The 15,385-nt window shown below is 36.4% G+C and carries 16 protein-coding genes; 10 read left to right on the top strand and 6 right to left on the bottom strand.

The features are described from left to right. Positions 1-38: 38 nt before the first annotated feature. Positions 39-515 carry a CreA family protein gene (locus tag A6E04_RS20165; RefSeq protein ID WP_012551910.1) on the bottom strand — a complete coding sequence of 159 codons (477 nt, stop codon included), beginning with the start codon at positions 513-515 and terminating at the stop codon, positions 39-41. A 379-nt stretch (positions 516-894) separates the two neighbouring features. Here A6E04_RS20165 and A6E04_RS20160 point away from each other — a divergent pair, with 379 nt between their 5' ends. Genes A6E04_RS20160 through A6E04_RS20150 form a run of 3 tightly spaced genes read left to right on the top strand, consistent with a single transcriptional unit; the run spans position 895 to position 3,654 of the window. Continuing rightward, positions 895-1,317 carry a DUF3010 family protein gene (locus A6E04_RS20160; protein WP_012551911.1) on the top strand — a complete coding sequence of 141 codons (423 nt, stop codon included), beginning with the start codon at positions 895-897 and terminating at the stop codon, positions 1,315-1,317. A gap of 48 nt (positions 1,318-1,365) precedes the next feature. Next, the gene (locus A6E04_RS20155; RefSeq protein WP_012551912.1) at positions 1,366-1,854 is read left to right on the top strand and encodes a hypothetical protein; all 489 of its coding nucleotides are present in this window, start codon (positions 1,366-1,368) and stop codon (positions 1,852-1,854) included. A gap of 42 nt (positions 1,855-1,896) precedes the next feature. Next, a complete protein-coding gene (locus A6E04_RS20150) occupies positions 1,897-3,654 on the top strand; it encodes an HD domain-containing phosphohydrolase (RefSeq protein ID WP_244886301.1) in 1,758 nt (585 codons plus the stop codon). 104 nt (positions 3,655-3,758) lie between these two features. On the opposite strand, the gene A6E04_RS20145 is transcribed toward A6E04_RS20150, so the two are convergent. Both A6E04_RS20145 and A6E04_RS20140 read right to left on the bottom strand, forming a co-directional pair. Beyond that, entirely contained in the window at positions 3,759-5,126 is a 1,368-nt protein-coding gene (locus A6E04_RS20145) for a YjiH family protein (protein ID WP_017023257.1), read from the bottom strand. A 271-nt stretch (positions 5,127-5,397) separates the two neighbouring features. Further along, positions 5,398-7,044: an ABC-ATPase domain-containing protein gene (locus A6E04_RS20140; protein ID WP_012551915.1), complete on the bottom strand. Its 1,647-nt coding sequence runs from the start codon at positions 7,042-7,044 to the stop codon at positions 5,398-5,400. A 190-nt stretch (positions 7,045-7,234) separates the two neighbouring features. Here A6E04_RS20140 and A6E04_RS20135 point away from each other — a divergent pair, with 190 nt between their 5' ends. The 3 genes from A6E04_RS20135 (at position 7,235) to A6E04_RS20125 (ending at position 9,693) form a co-directional block, all read left to right on the top strand. After that, positions 7,235-7,468, top strand: coding sequence for a hypothetical protein (locus A6E04_RS20135; protein ID WP_017023256.1), 234 nt, complete (start codon positions 7,235-7,237; stop codon positions 7,466-7,468). Positions 7,469-7,646: 178 nt separating this feature from the next. Continuing rightward, positions 7,647-9,047, top strand: coding sequence for an NAD(P)-binding protein (locus tag A6E04_RS20130; protein ID WP_023603920.1), 1,401 nt, complete (start codon positions 7,647-7,649; stop codon positions 9,045-9,047). A gap of 274 nt (positions 9,048-9,321) precedes the next feature. Further along, positions 9,322-9,693: a PilZ domain-containing protein gene (locus A6E04_RS20125; protein WP_012551918.1), complete on the top strand. Its 372-nt coding sequence runs from the start codon at positions 9,322-9,324 to the stop codon at positions 9,691-9,693. A gap of 8 nt (positions 9,694-9,701) precedes the next feature. On the opposite strand, the gene A6E04_RS20120 is transcribed toward A6E04_RS20125, so the two are convergent. Both A6E04_RS20120 and A6E04_RS20115 read right to left on the bottom strand, forming a co-directional pair. Further along, positions 9,702-10,346 (bottom strand): hypothetical protein, encoded by a 645-nt coding sequence (locus A6E04_RS20120; RefSeq protein WP_023603921.1) that lies wholly within the window; start codon positions 10,344-10,346, stop codon positions 9,702-9,704. Positions 10,347-10,617: 271 nt separating this feature from the next. Beyond that, the gene (locus A6E04_RS20115) at positions 10,618-11,856 is read right to left on the bottom strand and encodes an L-lactate MFS transporter (protein WP_017023253.1); all 1,239 of its coding nucleotides are present in this window, start codon (positions 11,854-11,856) and stop codon (positions 10,618-10,620) included. Between the two features lie 309 nt (positions 11,857-12,165). Here A6E04_RS20115 and A6E04_RS20110 point away from each other — a divergent pair, with 309 nt between their 5' ends. The 4 genes from A6E04_RS20110 (at position 12,166) to A6E04_RS20095 (ending at position 15,006) form a co-directional block, all read left to right on the top strand. Next, entirely contained in the window at positions 12,166-12,717 is a 552-nt protein-coding gene (locus tag A6E04_RS20110) for a DUF3332 domain-containing protein (RefSeq protein WP_012551921.1), read from the top strand. 337 nt (positions 12,718-13,054) lie between these two features. Beyond that, complete coding sequence (locus A6E04_RS20105) at positions 13,055-13,420, top strand: NADH:ubiquinone oxidoreductase (protein ID WP_065612222.1); 366 nt, start codon at positions 13,055-13,057, stop codon at positions 13,418-13,420. A 128-nt stretch (positions 13,421-13,548) separates the two neighbouring features. Continuing rightward, on the top strand, positions 13,549-14,553 hold the full coding sequence (locus A6E04_RS20100; protein WP_026025598.1) for a response regulator: 1,005 nt from the start codon (positions 13,549-13,551) through the stop codon (positions 14,551-14,553). Further along, positions 14,554-15,006 carry a PAS domain-containing protein gene (locus A6E04_RS20095; protein ID WP_065612221.1) on the top strand — a complete coding sequence of 151 codons (453 nt, stop codon included), beginning with the start codon at positions 14,554-14,556 and terminating at the stop codon, positions 15,004-15,006. Positions 15,007-15,035: 29 nt separating this feature from the next. On the opposite strand, the gene A6E04_RS20090 is transcribed toward A6E04_RS20095, so the two are convergent. Then, positions 15,036-15,344 (bottom strand): DUF496 family protein, encoded by a 309-nt coding sequence (locus A6E04_RS20090; protein ID WP_012551925.1) that lies wholly within the window; start codon positions 15,342-15,344, stop codon positions 15,036-15,038. Positions 15,345-15,385: the final 41 nt, after the last annotated feature.

The following is a 15,385-nucleotide window of genomic DNA, read 5'->3' as shown; positions in this document are numbered from 1 at the left end:
GAATTCTCTTTATTAAAAGGGGAATTCACCCAGCTATTTTATTCTACGGGTACGATAGGCTGTTCTTGGTAAGCTTTCGTTCCCCATAATGGTACCGTTGAGAGACTGTGTTTGTAACTGCCAGACGTTTCTTTTGTTGAATAAGATAAATACATGATGGTTTGTGATTTTTCATCAAAAATACGACGAATCTTTAATGTTTTGAATAAGATACTTTTTGATTTTTTGAAAACGACTTCACCAGATTTAGAACGGTCAATATTAACCATCATATCTGGTGTTATTTCTCCAGTTTGGCGACAAGAGATAGACATGTCACTTGGGTCTGCGAAATCAAGATCGGCTTCTACGTTTGCAATATGACAGGTAACGCCTGGAATTTCAGGGTCTGTTAATACGCTAAGTTTGATGTCTTTTGTTGTAAATAAACCAAGAGAAACATCACCGACTTCATTATTATCACAACCAGAAAGTGTTAAAGTGATAACACCAAGCAGAAGGGCCTTCTTAAACATAATAGATTCCTAAATTGAGCAATATGAACACTTTAGCATAGGAATCTAAAAAAGTGCTTTTGTATTAAAAAACAATTTTTCTTTTATTACATGTTGTAAAGTGAACTTGAGTTTATTTTATAGTATGAATTTGTGAGTATTTATCATGAAAAAACAAATGTTTGCGGCCATTATTATCGCATTAGTATTAGGTGGTTGCAGCTCAGGAGCACAACCAAAAATGTGCGTGCCTGATTTTTGCAATATCTGGGGTCAGTGATCTAACGCTATTGTCTATAATTGTGGTGGTAGATAAAGCGTCATCACATAAGATTCAACGTATCTATTTATTATAATTAAGCTATAATCGTTAAGTTCAAGATATTGTTAGGATTCTATAATGAAAGTATGTGGCGTTGAGCTAAAAGGTAGTGAAGCAATTATTTGTTTAATCAACTCATCAGATGGCATGATTGATTTGCCTGATTGTCGAGTATCTAAGTTTGATTTTACTGATCCATCAAAAGCTGAATCAATTCGTGATTTTCAGTTTAAGTTTAAAAAATTGATGGAAGATTACCAAGTTGATACTGTGGTAATCAAAGAACGCTTAATGAAAGGTAAGTTTGCTGGTGGTGCTATTGGTTTTAAACTGGAAGCAGCTATTCAGTTAATTGATACAGTTGAAGTTGAAATGCTTTCTGCTGCTGATCAAAAAGCAAGCTTAAAACGTTTTCCTGAAATGGTTCGCGTGAAAGAAATTGGTTTAAAAGGTTATCAACAAGAAGCTTATGAAACAGGCTTTGCGTTCTTGAATTTTTAATTGATAGAGGGATGGCTTAGCCATCCTTTTTTATTTGTAGGTTCCAAAATGATCAATAATGAAGCATTTTATAAAAATAAAATGGATTGGCTAAGCAGTCAAGTGGACGTGGAATTTCCTACGCCAGAAAGTATTAAAGGAAGAGACGTTTATTTATCTCAATCACTAACCGAGCAGCTTACTTTTACTCCGGATGCCGGATTAATTAGCGATACGGTTACTGTATTACAAGTAACTGAACACCGATTGACGATTCGCTGGGCAATGACGGTAGCAAGTCAGTGGGAAAATACTTACGACGATGTTCTCGAGTTTTTGACTCAAGTCGATGTTTCTGATGAGTATCAATTATTTGTTGCTTTAGATGGAATGAAACCTGTTGCAGCCTGTATATCACAAATCATTGATGGAACAATGTATGTTTCTGATGTTGTGGTTAATGGGGATAGCATTAATGAAAACGGATTTATTAGCGCAGTTATGGAACAACAATCTAGCCTTTCTGGGTCTAAGTTTACTTCATGTGTGAAGCTATAAACTTAGTTATTGTTTTCTTATGTTGAGCTCCGTAGAAATAATATGTTCCGTTCTCTTTATTTTCTAGTCACTATTATTTTGTGTTTGTGCAATCCTGCGATAGCACACTCGCAGAATGATTTGAATAAAAAGCCAATCAATATCCTCGTTCTTCATTCTTACAGTCCTTCTTATGAATGGACTGAGAAAATAGAAGAGGGAATTAAGAACGCGACAGCAACCTCTGAGCGAAACATTCGTTTATCTATAGAATACATGGATTCAAAGCGTATTGATGGCAGTAAATATACGTCACAGTACGAGAGTTACCTTAACGGTAAATATAATACTCACTATTTTGATGCGATCATTGTGTCAGACGATAATGCGCTTAATTTTTTAATTCGCTATGGCGACCATTTATTCCCTTCAATCCCTATCATTGCGGTAGGTATTAATAACCTGTCTGTTAATTTATCGACCATAGAGCACCGTACCACGGTATTTTATGAAAAAGATCACATTACTAAAAACCTAGAATTGGCTCAAAAACTTTATCCTAATTTAAAAACGGTCTATTTATTAAGTGATAATAGCTTAACGTCACAGCTTATTCGTCGACGCTTTATTGAAGAAGCCGTTGCATTTAAAGGCCTGAATATTAAGGTTGTGAGTCATCAAAGTTTAGCTGATGCCGCTAAGTTATTATCTGAAGCGAGTTCTGATTCAGTCGCGTTTCTAACGCACTATAATACAGAGTTAAGTGATGGGCATTATTACGACTATAATACAGTTGCTTCTAAATTATCCCAAGACAGTCAAATCCCTATTTTCGTATTTTGGGAGCACTACCTTGGACATGGTGTACTAGGTGGTTACGTTAATCGATCTTATGCATTGGGAGTTCAGTCGGTAATAAGCCTTACAAAAAAGTTAAACTTTACGATTAATAAACAGATTGCTGGTTTCCCTAAGGCTTGGGAAGGGTATGTATTCGATAACCAAGTTATTAACCAGTTTAATATTAGTAAAAGCACACTGCCTTATACGTCAGTTATCGTAAACGAACCCCATTCTTATTTTTATGAGAATCGAAATATCATTACCGTCACATTGTTACTTATCGCTATGTTGCTTGGGATAATTATTACTCAATCAATTGCTATTCGTCGTAAAAAAGAATTAAGTGAAAATAAGTCCCATATTCTTGCCTTGCAAAAAAGAACATTAAACGTTCAAAAAGAAATGATTGAAGTCTTGGGAGAGGCGATTGAAACTCGCTCTGGAGAAACTGGGAATCATGTTCGTCGAGTTGCGAAAATGTCATCTTTACTCGGTAAAATTTATGGTTTACCAAAGAATGAATACCGGCTACTTGAAGTTATTAGTCCGATGCATGATGTTGGAAAAATTGGGATATCGGAATCCATTTTAGATAAACCAAGTAAATTGACCCCTGCTGAACGTATTGTCGTAGAAACACATACTGAAATTGGGTATAAATTATTAATGTCTGGTGATGGTGAGATCATGCATTCTGCCGCTAGAATTGCATTAGAACATCATGAACACTGGGATGGAAAGGGATACCCAAACCAAATTGTAGGAGAAGAAATTCATATTTTTGCTCGTATTACTGCAATTACCGATGTGTTTGACGCGTTAATGAGTAAACGATGTTACAAAGACGCTTGGCCATTAGATAAGGTCATTACTTTATTTAATGAAGAATGCGGAAAGCAATTTGATCCTCGATTATGTCAGATGTTTTTGCAAGAAATAGAACAGTTTATTGCAATTAGAAGGGAATACCCAGATTGATATGAGCCTATAGATAATGCTGTTATTTATTGAATACAATAAAAAGCCCTAAATAGATTGTTCATCATACTTAGGGCTTTCCTGTATTTGGTGATTCTACAAGATTAGAAAATCAAGTGAGCCATACCTGCGATAACGGGTAAAGTAATTAATGTACGTAGAATGAAGATTGCAAATAACTCAAAGATATTTACTGGGATTTTACTACCAAGTAGTAGAGCACCAACTTCAGACATGTAGATTAATTGTGTTACTGACATTGCTGCAATAACAAAACGAGTCATTTCACTGTCAATCGATGCAGCAAGGATTGAAGGAATAAACATATCAGCAAAACCAACAACAATCGTTTGAGAGGCTTCAACTGCTTCTGGAACACCAAGTAACTCTAAGAATGGAATAAAAGGTTGGCCTAGTGTTGTAAATACAGATGTGTATTCAGCAATAACTAAAGCAATGGTACCAAGTGCCATTACAACAGGAAGTACACCAAAGACCATATCTACTGCGTTTTTAACGCCTTCACCAAATACGCTCTTAATTGAAGTGACTTTTGCTGCTTTTTTCATTGCTTGCTCAAGACCCCAAGAGAAAGTTGTGTAACCTTCAGGGATAACTTCAGCATCGGCATCACGTTCAGTACCATCAATAAACAAATCTTTCTTGTAGCTAAGAGGTGGTAAACGAGGAATGATGATTGCAGCAACAACACCCGCTAAACAAACCGTTAAGTAAAATGGTAAGAAGTAGCTTTCTAGTTCAACTTGAGCAATCACAACTAAACTAAAAGTAATCGATACTGCAGAGAAAGTGGTACCGACAACGGCCGCTTCACGTTGTGTATAAAATTTACCTTCGTACTGCTTGCTCGTTAGTAAGATACCAACAGAGCCATCACCTAGCCATGAAGCCATACAGTCAATTGCTGAACGACCCGGTAAGTTAAATACTGGGCGCATTACTTTGCTAAGTAGGGCGCCAAATAGTTCTAATAAACCAAAGTTTAGTAATAGAGGAAGTAATAAGCCTGCAAAGATAAATACAGAAAATAGAACAGGAAGAAGATCGTTAAGAACTAAGCCACCCGTGTTTGGTTCCCAAATAACTTCTGGTCCAAATTGAAAGTAAACCATTGCAGCGGCAATACCACCAACTAGGCGTACCACAAACCAAAGTGGGCTTGGATTAAGTAAGCCAAATAAAAATGCGTTGTTTGCGATAACTTTAGGTTTAACTATTTTAGCTAAAATAGTAATGACAGACATAAACATAATGATACCAGTAACGATTGCTACTAGGTGCTCACCAAATAATACCTGGATTGATTTTGCTAAAACAGCAACAGGGATGGTAATAGAACCATTATAAGTGATCGGAGCCATAAACAGGATCAGACCAATTAATGATGGGATAAGGAACATCAGAAGATTCTTCTTTTTGCTCATAGGGGTAATCTCACTTGAATTTTGCATAAATCTCTCAAATTACTACTAGTTAATAAAAAGCTAATCCTTAGCATTATTATTCACTAAACTTCCGTATTCATTCAGTAAAGTGGAGATTACACTGTTTTTTTTAAAAGTGGAATAGTATTCATTAAAAAAAAGTAATTATTCACTTTTATACAGGGGATATGAATATTAGAAGGGCGATTATAGAGTGATTTTGTTTGTTATGATGAAAAAATGAAGTGGTAAATACTAAAAAGCCCCCAGTAAAGGAGGCTTTTTATTGAATCATGTTCTATTTGAACTCAGCAACACGCATTCTGTTCAATACGGCCATCACTTCAATGACTCGTGGCTTCGCTAGATCACCATGTTTTGGCATGATTTCGTGCCAATTGTCATGCAGCTGTTGAGCGATAAACTCAACTGGGTTTAATTCCCAACCTTGATCTTGCGATAACTGGAACCATACCCAACCAATAGCATGTACTTGTGCTGATGATTGAAGTTGAGACATCGCTGTAATATCAATAAGTTCACGACCAAAACGTAAAGAGTTTTTGTTTTTGGTTTGAATTCTGAATTTACCTTCTTGCAGAATTGCCTGCAATGATGAACGATTAAGTTGGCGTGTCATCGTAGGAAGTAAATGTTCAGAGCCTTCTTTCTTTCTTGTTGTCGGGTGACTTAAAACAACATCTTTCGCTTGTTTTGTTACGTCAACGGCTTGGTAATCATGCATTTGGATTACAGTATCGGCAACATCAAGGTAATCACCAGAACCGCCCATAACTAAAATCGTAGAAACGCCTAATTCATCACGAAGTTGACCGATGCGATCAACTAACGGCGTAATAGGTTCTGCACCATTGCTTACAAGTGCTTGCATACGTTCATCACGAATCATGAAGTTAGTTGCTGACGTATCTTCATCAATAAGTAATGTTTTAGCTTGAGCTTCTAGAGACTCTTGTAACCAAGCGGCTTGAGATGTTGAGCCTGATGCATCTTGAGTTGAGAAACAAGTCGTGTCTTTACCCATCGGTAAATGGTTAATGTAGTTAGACAGGTTCAAACTATGAACACAGCGTCCATCTTCTGCTTGAATTTTTGTTGTCGATTCTTCTGTAACGATATATTCACGACCATCTCCTGGGATGTGATCATAAATAGAGCGCTCTAGTGCATTAAGTAACGTTGATTTACCGTGGAAACCACCACCAACAATAAGCGTGATCCCTTTTGGGATCCCCATGCCTTTAATTAGGCCTTTGTTTGGTGTAGATAACTCAATTTCTAAAGATGCAGGGCTTTGAAAAGCAATGGCTTCTTTCATTGGGCGATCATTGTTACCCGCAATACGAGGTAAAATACTGCCATTAGCAACAAACGCGACTAAATTATGTTCAGCAAGCTGACGACGAAGGGCAACTTGATCGACAATAACTTTACAATGTTCTTTTAATTCTTCAATCGGAAGTTCACGAGCCAGAAGTGTTCTACGAACGTATTTTGGCATGTGGAAAGTCAGAATGTTAATGGCTCTCTTTGCTAAAATTTCACGGCCATCAGCAGGCAAGTTCATGTTATAACGAAGTTCAATGCCTTCATCATCAAAAACAACCGATGTATGGTCTAAAACCGTTTGACCTGATAGCGCAATAGATAGAGTTGCGTCTTTTTCAAGAAGCTGGCTAAAGTGACGAGCAAGGAAGTCTCTTGCAGCACGTTGATAATCTAAAGAGGTTTCTTGTAACCATTGTAGGTGTGTTAATGACCAAGCACGCTTTGCACGAAGGCGAGAAGGCGGCGCGTATGGGTCAGATTGAACATTATCGATGTACAAAGTGAAGTCTGTAAAATCGTATTTACCCTTTATAGCAGTGTAACTACGGTAATTTCTTTTTTCTAATTTTTTTAGCTTGGCTTCAAGTTGTTCCATTACATTCACATCATAAAATAAAGTTGTGAGCAGTATAACAAAATACCGTGAAGAAGACGTACTTCTTTAAGTAAACTTATTTGTTTAAGTTGAGTAATGATTAACAAAGAAGCAAGTTAAGACCTTTGGCTAATTTACATCCCTGAGTTACTAACAATAAAATACTTACTATTAACAAAGGAGTGTAAATATGGAATTGGTTTTAAATAGTATTGAACTGTTATTGATTGGCACTGGGATCATCTTTTTATGTTTATCGATCACACAATATGGAAAACGAACGTCAGATTGGCGTGGTGCGTGTGCATTATTTGTTAAACGTATAGAAATGAGCGCCCAAGAGTATAAATGGTACCGACTTGGTATTAGTACTTTTATCCTTGGAGTTACTGTGCGTATTATCAATTTAACCTTATGGGGATGAAATTACCCACACTTATCCACAATTTCTGTGGGTAACTATAGGTATAACCAGTTATCTTAATGATTATTAAAGAAATTAACACCTGATCAAGCTTTTTCTTTAGATAAACTATTATTTTTTTGTACTGCGAAGTAAAATAGCTAAGTCAATCATATTTAGGCTTGGATTAATAAAAAAGATGGAACAAAAACACTCTAAAAAGAAGATTGCCATTATTGGTGGTGGGATAGCCGGATCGAGTATTGCGATGTACTTATCTCAGTTCGATGTTGATATTGAACTCTTTGAACAGGGCGTTAGTTTAGTGAACGGACCTCCTATCTGTCATTTGCATGCTGGAGGCAACTTATATCGTGAGATATCTGATGAACAGTGTTTAACGTTATTAAAAGAATCTATCGATACTGTTCGCTATTTTCCTCATACAATGAATAAACGGCCAACCATTATTGCAGTGCCTAAAACCGACAGCGGTGAACCCTCTGATTTATTACCGCGTTTAATCCTGTTAAAAAATGCTTATCAAACACTCATTGATGACAACCCTAAAAATGAATTCTTTGGTCCTTCTTCTGATTACTTCAAAATCTATAGCCGTGAACAGCTAACGCTAATATCCCAGTTGACTCCAACTGAAGCGCCTACGTGTTTAGATGATTGGTTAATTCCTTTCGTAAAAAGTGTCGATTTAGATCAACTAAAGTATCCCGTGGTATTAGTTCAAGAATATGGCCTTAGTGTTTTTCGTATGGCAGCAACCGCTGAGATCACGTTAAATAATAAGTCAAATACAGTACTTAATTTTAATTCACATGTTCATAATATTCAAAAAAACGCCCAGCAATGGGTGATTAACTACGCTGAATCTGGGAAAGAAAAAAATAAGTGTTTTGATTGTGTCATTAATAGTGCTGGATTTAGAACTGGGATTATTGATGATTTAGTACAAAAGCATACTCATCGATTAGTTGAGTTTAAAGCCGCTTATGTTACTCAATGGAATCAATCAGACTACGGGAAGTGGCCGGAAGTTATATTTCATGGTGAGAGAGGGACACCTCAGGGAATGGCTCAATTCACGCCATATCCAAATGGATATATTCAATTGCATGGTATGACGGAAGATATTACGCTTTTTAAAAATGGTTTGTCACAATCAAGCAATGAGTCCGCACAGCCTAAATTATCAGAAGCATTAATTAAAAAAATTGTAAAAGGTTGGGATCTCTCGATTCAGCAGCAACGAACTGATAAAGCGATAAAGCATATTGCTCAATTTATCCCTTCATTTAAAACCGCGACATCAGCTGGAAAACCGTTATATGGAGCTCAACAAATTCCTGGTACTGATGTGACGTTACGAGCAGCAAATATTTCTTATACCGCAGATGGTTACTTCAGAGCTGAGATTGTTAAAGCGTCTTCAGGGATCGAATGTGCAAAAGAGATTGCTAGGGTGCTTAACTTTACCACTAAGACGTCTTCTCTTAAGGTATTAAATGAAAATGAGGTGATAATATTAGCTCGTTCTTTAGCTTTTGAACGTCATTATCCGATTGAATTAGCCGAAGTGTATTAATTGGTTTATCAATTAAATCTGTTGTTGAACCTCATTGCATTAAAGCCATTTTATCATCTTATAGCCTAATCTGTATAAATATGAAAGAAGTTAGGTTTTATAATGGGATCGTATGTTTTTGAAGCGTAACAGTTATCGTGTATATGCCTTGTGGTAAAACAAAGATAACCCAAGATATATTATGGCGTACGGACATGTAAAAGTGGATAATTTTATTGTATTGTCTCGCTTTTTTGTTGAGAATAGGCCGATCGTAATTTCTGTAAGGTGAAACGTGGAATTTTTACTTAAACGCCGATGGCCTAGATTCGAATGTCCGAAATCTGTGAATGCTAAAGTGTTCTGGGCGCATAAATTAATGCCTTTTGTTACTGTAAAGTTAATGGATGTATCTAAAAAAGGATTTGGCTTTACAAGTGAGAGAAAATTACAAGAAGGCAGTTGTGAACTGAGGATTCGTTCTTTTCCGAATTTAGTCGGTGATATTGTATATAGAAAAGTGGTTGCTAATAATAAAGGCGACAGCATTTATCATTATGGCTTTTATTTAAGCACTCAACTTAGCAAGACTCAGCTTGAAAACCTTGGCTGTAAAGGTGTGATTCATCTTGAACATGTAAAAAGCAGCGAAGATCCGTTAGGCTAGGGCTGTACTTAATCTTGGTTTAATTGAAACACCGCGGTACATAATAAGTATTTTAATAATTCACATTGACGAGAATTCGATTCTAGTGGGTGGATTATATGATTACTAACGCAACTGAGGTTGAATCGGCTTTCTAAGGTACTGTTTAACGTCGTTTTTGAAATGAGATTATGAATGCCTTGTGATTCATAATCTGTTTCTTGTTTTGGTAATATGCCTTTCCACCAATAGTACAACTCTTTACTGCTGGTTGTTCTATCAAACCAATGATCGCAAATGATACAGATATAGTCTAACTGTTGTATTTCGTGTGATTCAAAAAGAAATGCTATTGAGGCTGATATTTGAGATTTTGCCTCCGTTTTTGCATTCAGAAATTGAGGATACAAAAGCCACAGTTTTTTATTATCAGAATGTCCTTTATTGGTATCTAATGAACAAATGTAGCGGTGCGCCTCTGCTTGAATAATATGCAATTGCGAATTTTCAGGATTCTCATTCTTTTTTAAAACAGACAATAATCTACGGTTAAATGCAGCACTTAGGTGAACGGGTGACATTCCTCTATTGTGAATAGTAGGGTAATGGTGCTCACACAGCGTTTTGTAGTCATATTTAAATGACTCAAGGCATTCTGTAAATAATTGATCCAACAATAAATATCCTTCTAAAAAAGCCAGTGTCTCTTTTGTGCACTTACTTTTCAATGACCAAAATTAAGAATACACGATTCTCGAACTAATTATAATCTTCTTCTATTTATAACGCCTTCTAATTGACACCGTATTTAGACATATATTGTTTTCACGTTGCCAATAAATGTGACTTGTATCGACTCCCTTTCATTTGAGTTCAAATCGGTTCAATAAACATAAAAAAGCCCGCTTACTGAACAGTAAACGGGCTTTAATTTAATTGAAAAAATTAAACGTTAGCAGGGCTTAGTTGCTGCGCTTTTTCTTCAGATATTGGTTTCGTCACGATAGCTAATACAATAGCAACACCCACCATAGCGGCAGAGATTGTATAAGCAAGGTTGTAATCGCCACCTTGACTCATTGAATAACCAACTACAGCGGCACCAATAGCACCACCAATACCCCATGATGTATAAAGAACACCATAGTTTGTACCGTAGTTTTTCAGACCGTAGAATTCAGCCGTTAGTGATGGGAATACAGCAAGCAATGTACCGTAACCAATCGCCGCAATTGCCGTACCAACAACAAGCATTACTTCGCTGTCGAATGTACTGAATAGAGCCATGTTAATACCTTGAAGAACAAAAGCGATAAGTAAGGTTTTAACACCACCAATTTTGTCCGATAGCATACCAGCAGCAACACGACCGCCTGAGTTAAATACTGCAAGGATAGACGCTAAGTAAACCGCATTTGGTAAGTTCGCTTGCATGCTGGCAATCGTTGTTATGTTACCGATGATCATTAAGCCAGCAGAAGCCGCAAATGCATACATTATCCATAAAGAATAAAATTGCGGTGTTTTCAGCATTGCTTTCCAGTTCAAATCAAGAGGCTGGCGAGTTGAAAGCGGTGCTTTACCTGCTTTAACCTTAGGTAGCTCAGGAGTGTAACCTTCTGGTGGGTTTGTAATTGTTGTCGCTAATGGCGTAGCAATAATCAGAATCGCGATACCAAGAACTAAGAATGTAGTTTGAATACCGTACATAGAAATTAACGCTGAAGTTACGGGCGCTAAATAAATTGCGGCAAGACCAAAGCCGGCAGCAATTAATCCATTAACCATACCTTTCTTAGAAGGGTGGAACCATTTCATTGCAGAAGGAGCAAGACATGCGTAACCAAAACCAATGCCGGCGCCCGTCATTACACCAAAAGTAATGTTTAGCATAAACACAGTATCAACAAAGCTTGATGAAATCATACCTAAGCCAACGAGGATAGTACCGAAGATAAGGATCAAGCGTGGACCCATACGATCTTGTAAAATACCAGCAACTAAAAGGCAAAGTGAAAATGTGATTGTTGCGATAGCATAAGGTTGCGATGCTTGTGATGCGGTCCAACCCATATCAGTAACAAGAGCTTTGTTAAATACGCTCCAAGCGTAAAGGATCCCCAAACATAGGTTAATACAGAAGCCTGCAAGCAGGATGCGCATTGCTTTATCGATATTTTTCATCGTTATCTCAGTGAATTGAAAGTTTATTACAATCTAAAATTTTAATTGTATGGTTTGTTTCTTAAATATATGACATGAGTCACGTAAATTTGCGCGGAGTTTATCAGTACTCTGAATGCATTGGAATACTCTGTATGAAAATTACACCACATTTTTGCAATATAAGATTTTAAATATGGTGGCGCCAGTTTTTTGACGACTCAATGTCATTTTTATGTGAAATCATGAATATTAACCTATTTTTACAATGTGTTACTTGGTAATATCCGCGGCGTTAAACAATACATAAATAAACAATTAGAGAAAATTATGAACATTAAAAAAATTAAAGTAGCAGTGGCAGTAGCGTTAGGCATTACAACTCTTACGGGTTGTATGGGTCAAATGGGCGTATCAAAGCTAGTTGCTTTTGGTAACCTTAAAGCTGTAGATAACCGTTATGCTCGTGAAGGCTTATACATCTTACTTGCACCAGTATACGGTGTAGCAGCGTTTGCGGACCTTTTCATTTTTAACTCAATTGAATTTTGGACTGGTAAAAACATCATTACAGGAAAGAGCCCAGCAGTCGTTGATACTGATGTTGGCGGTGCAGTATTTAAAGTTAACGATAAAATTGATTCTTCGATGACTAAAGCACCAATTGCTCCACTTCAAGTAAACAATAATGTTGAAAGTACTACTATCCAACAAATCGACGCAAACACTCTTGAAATGCACGTTGCATTATTAGATGGAACAGTGCAAACACTTCGCGGAGAGAAAGTAGAAGACAGCGTTGCTTTCTACCTAGATGGTCAATACATCACAACAGTACAAGTTGATGAATTAGAGAACTATGTAGCTGCTTCTGAAGCTTAATTGTCTCTTTAATTTCTAAAGCACTCACTAGAGTGCTTTTTTATGCCTGTAAAGTGGTTAAGTTCATAAAATCATCAAAAAAGTAAAAACTTTTTTAAAAAAATAAATAGTTGACTTTAACTATTTTGTAACAAATATTGTGTGAGATGTAAAAAAGTATTCTTTTTTATCTGATGCTTAGTATTAAGTAGTTGAACACCATAATTATTGGTAACAATTAATTCACATTAAATGAATTTTTACCTAGTTGAATTAGATATAAAAAGCGATAGAATAGGTTGAAAACAAAGATTCCATAATTGAAAGGATGCTCTCAGTTTAGTTTGTTGAGGTTTATATGAAATTATTACTTATATTTTTAGTATCAACTCTTGGTGGCGTCGCCGCGGCCGAGCATTTTCATTCGTTTATTTTAGGATTAAGCATCGCAACATTAGCGGTTGGCTGTTGTCATTGGTTTGCATTTCGAACGACGAAATATCCACAGCTTGCTATGTTAATGTTAGTGTTAGGTCTATTTGCGAAAATGACAGTGACTATAACTGGTGTTGTCATTGGAATGAAAGCTGAATTAATTAGCTCACCATTCATTTTTGTAGTGTCGTATTTATTCTTCTCTATTGTTGCCACTTATCTTTGGTTCAAAATTAGAGACGCAAAAATTTCAGTACCATTACTTAAAAAGTACGTAAAAACAGCGTAACTGAGTAAAAATCGAATTAATAGAAAAGGAGCTTAGGGCTCCTTTTTTTATTTACCTATAGTGTACCGTATCTAAGATTATTAATAATTGATATAGTATTGATAGTTTTATTTAAAAAGGTAACACAGATGGCTATATCCATCCTGATTTGTGATGATTCAGCATTAGCTCGAAAGCAATTAGCTCGAGTTATTCCTCAATCGTGGGGAGCAAATATTCAATTTGCAATGCATGGATGGGATGCAATCAACCAACTTGAATCCTCTTCTTTTGATCTTCTTTTTCTTGATCTTACTATGCCTGAATTGGATGGTTATGGGACTCTTGAAGAAATTAATTCCCGAGACATTAAAACACAAGTTATCGTTGTCTCTGGTGACATACAACCTAAAGCTCAAGAGAAAGTATTAGCATTAGGTGCAAGAGCATTCATAAAAAAACCAGTAGATAAAGCAACACTTTTATCTACGCTTAAGTCTTTGCATATCACACCAGAAAGACCGCAAAGTTATGTACCTGTTCAGGTAAATAATGCTCAATTACGACGTCGTGACGTCTATTTAGAAGTTGCCAACGTAGCAATAGGTCGAGCTGCTGATTCATTAGCTCGTCATTTTGATGTATTCGTTAATATGCCATTACCTAATGTAAACTTATTTGAAATGAGTGAGCTTCAAATGACGCTAAGGCATTTAGCGAGTAACGAACATATGTCAGGGGTTTGCCAAGGATTTAGCGGTGAAGGTATTGCTGGAGAGGCGTTAGTCTTATTAAGTGACTCTAGTGTGTCCGATTTAACGAAATTGATGGACTACCCAGAAACCGATTCTGATAGTTTAGAACTTGAATTATTAATGGATGTTTCTAATATTTTGGTTGGTGCTTTTCTTAAAGGGATTGGAGAGCAAGCGGAAGTCCGATTTTTTCAAAGCGCTCCCGTGTTGCTTGGCCAGCATGTATCGGTAGACAGTGTCGTTGAATCAACCAAAGGAACCTTTAATAAAATAATGTCTTTTGAAGTTAGCTATAATATCGATGGTACTGATATAAAATGCGATATGTTGCTGATGATTGTAGATGAATCATTGCCGATTTTAGATAATAAATTAGCGTATTTACTGGATGATGAATAAATGAATGGTATTCCTGCAGAGTTTGAACAATTTCATTGGATGGTTGATATTGTACAAAATGTTGATGTCGGTTTAATTGTTGTAGACAGAGAGTTTACGGTTCATTTGTGGAATGGATTTATGACACACCATAGCGGTAAGCAATCGCATGATGTGATGGGGAAGTCTCTTTTTGATGTTTTTCCTGAAATTAACGAAGCTTGGTTTAGAGCGAAATCTAAGCCAGTGTTTGAGCTTGGCTCTCGAAGTTTTGTCATTTGGCGTCAAAAACCGTACCTTTTTCATTGTCGCAATGTTCGTCCAATTACCCAACAAACAAAATTTATGTACCAAAACGTCACATTAAATCCGATGAGGAGTACAACGGGAGAGATCAAATCGATGTTTCTGGCTGTTGAAGACGTTACCGCTGAAGCTTTAGCTGAAGGCATGAAACAAAAATGGAGGCATTAGCCTCCATTTTTTATTAATTCAGTAAAATATTACTTATTTGCTTTTTTATCTGCTTCCGTTAAATCACGGATTTTACGGCTGATGTCACGGCGAGATTTTGAGATCTCAGCACTTTTAATGATGTGGTCGTCAACACGATCTTCGTAATCACCTTTCATGTTTTGAACAATAGTAATTACTTCAGCAGTAGTCATACTTGGGTCAATATAATCAAGCATGTTTTCTAATAGTACAACACGCTTTTGGTTATCACGGATTTTCTTTTGGTTATCTTGCAATTCACGTTTCAGTTTGTTTTTACGACGTGCTTGGTTGATAATTTCGAATACGTTGTTCATTTTAAACTTCCTATAATATTCAATAGCTACTTTCTTGATTA

Source organism: Aliivibrio logei (assembly GCF_001691055.1).
GTDB classification, from domain to species: Bacteria; Pseudomonadota; Gammaproteobacteria; order Enterobacterales; family Vibrionaceae; genus Aliivibrio; species Aliivibrio salmonicida.
Note: the sequence above shows the minus strand (reverse complement) of the source record. Positions and strands in the feature narration are given on the sequence as shown.

Coding starts and splice junctions, on each gene's coding strand:
- A6E04_RS20145 (WP_017023257.1), bottom strand. CDS start 5,126: ATGCAAAATTCAAGTGAGATTACCCCTATGAGCAAAAAGAAGAATCTT.
- A6E04_RS20155 (WP_012551912.1), top strand. CDS start 1,366: ATGATCAATAATGAAGCATTTTATAAAAATAAAATGGATTGGCTAAGC.
- A6E04_RS20110 (WP_012551921.1), top strand. CDS start 12,166: ATGAACATTAAAAAAATTAAAGTAGCAGTGGCAGTAGCGTTAGGCATT.
- A6E04_RS20090 (WP_012551925.1), bottom strand. CDS start 15,344: ATGAACAACGTATTCGAAATTATCAACCAAGCACGTCGTAAAAACAAA.
- A6E04_RS20115 (WP_017023253.1), bottom strand. CDS start 11,856: ATGAAAAATATCGATAAAGCAATGCGCATCCTGCTTGCAGGCTTCTGT.
- A6E04_RS20135 (WP_017023256.1), top strand. CDS start 7,235: ATGGAATTGGTTTTAAATAGTATTGAACTGTTATTGATTGGCACTGGG.
- A6E04_RS20150 (WP_244886301.1), top strand. CDS start 1,897: ATGTTCCGTTCTCTTTATTTTCTAGTCACTATTATTTTGTGTTTGTGC.
- A6E04_RS20100 (WP_026025598.1), top strand. CDS start 13,549: ATGGCTATATCCATCCTGATTTGTGATGATTCAGCATTAGCTCGAAAG.
- A6E04_RS20140 (WP_012551915.1), bottom strand. CDS start 7,044: ATGGAACAACTTGAAGCCAAGCTAAAAAAATTAGAAAAAAGAAATTAC.
- A6E04_RS20095 (WP_065612221.1), top strand. CDS start 14,554: ATGAATGGTATTCCTGCAGAGTTTGAACAATTTCATTGGATGGTTGAT.
- A6E04_RS20105 (WP_065612222.1), top strand. CDS start 13,055: ATGAAATTATTACTTATATTTTTAGTATCAACTCTTGGTGGCGTCGCC.
- A6E04_RS20160 (WP_012551911.1), top strand. CDS start 895: ATGAAAGTATGTGGCGTTGAGCTAAAAGGTAGTGAAGCAATTATTTGT.
- A6E04_RS20165 (WP_012551910.1), bottom strand. CDS start 515: ATGTTTAAGAAGGCCCTTCTGCTTGGTGTTATCACTTTAACACTTTCT.
- A6E04_RS20130 (WP_023603920.1), top strand. CDS start 7,647: ATGGAACAAAAACACTCTAAAAAGAAGATTGCCATTATTGGTGGTGGG.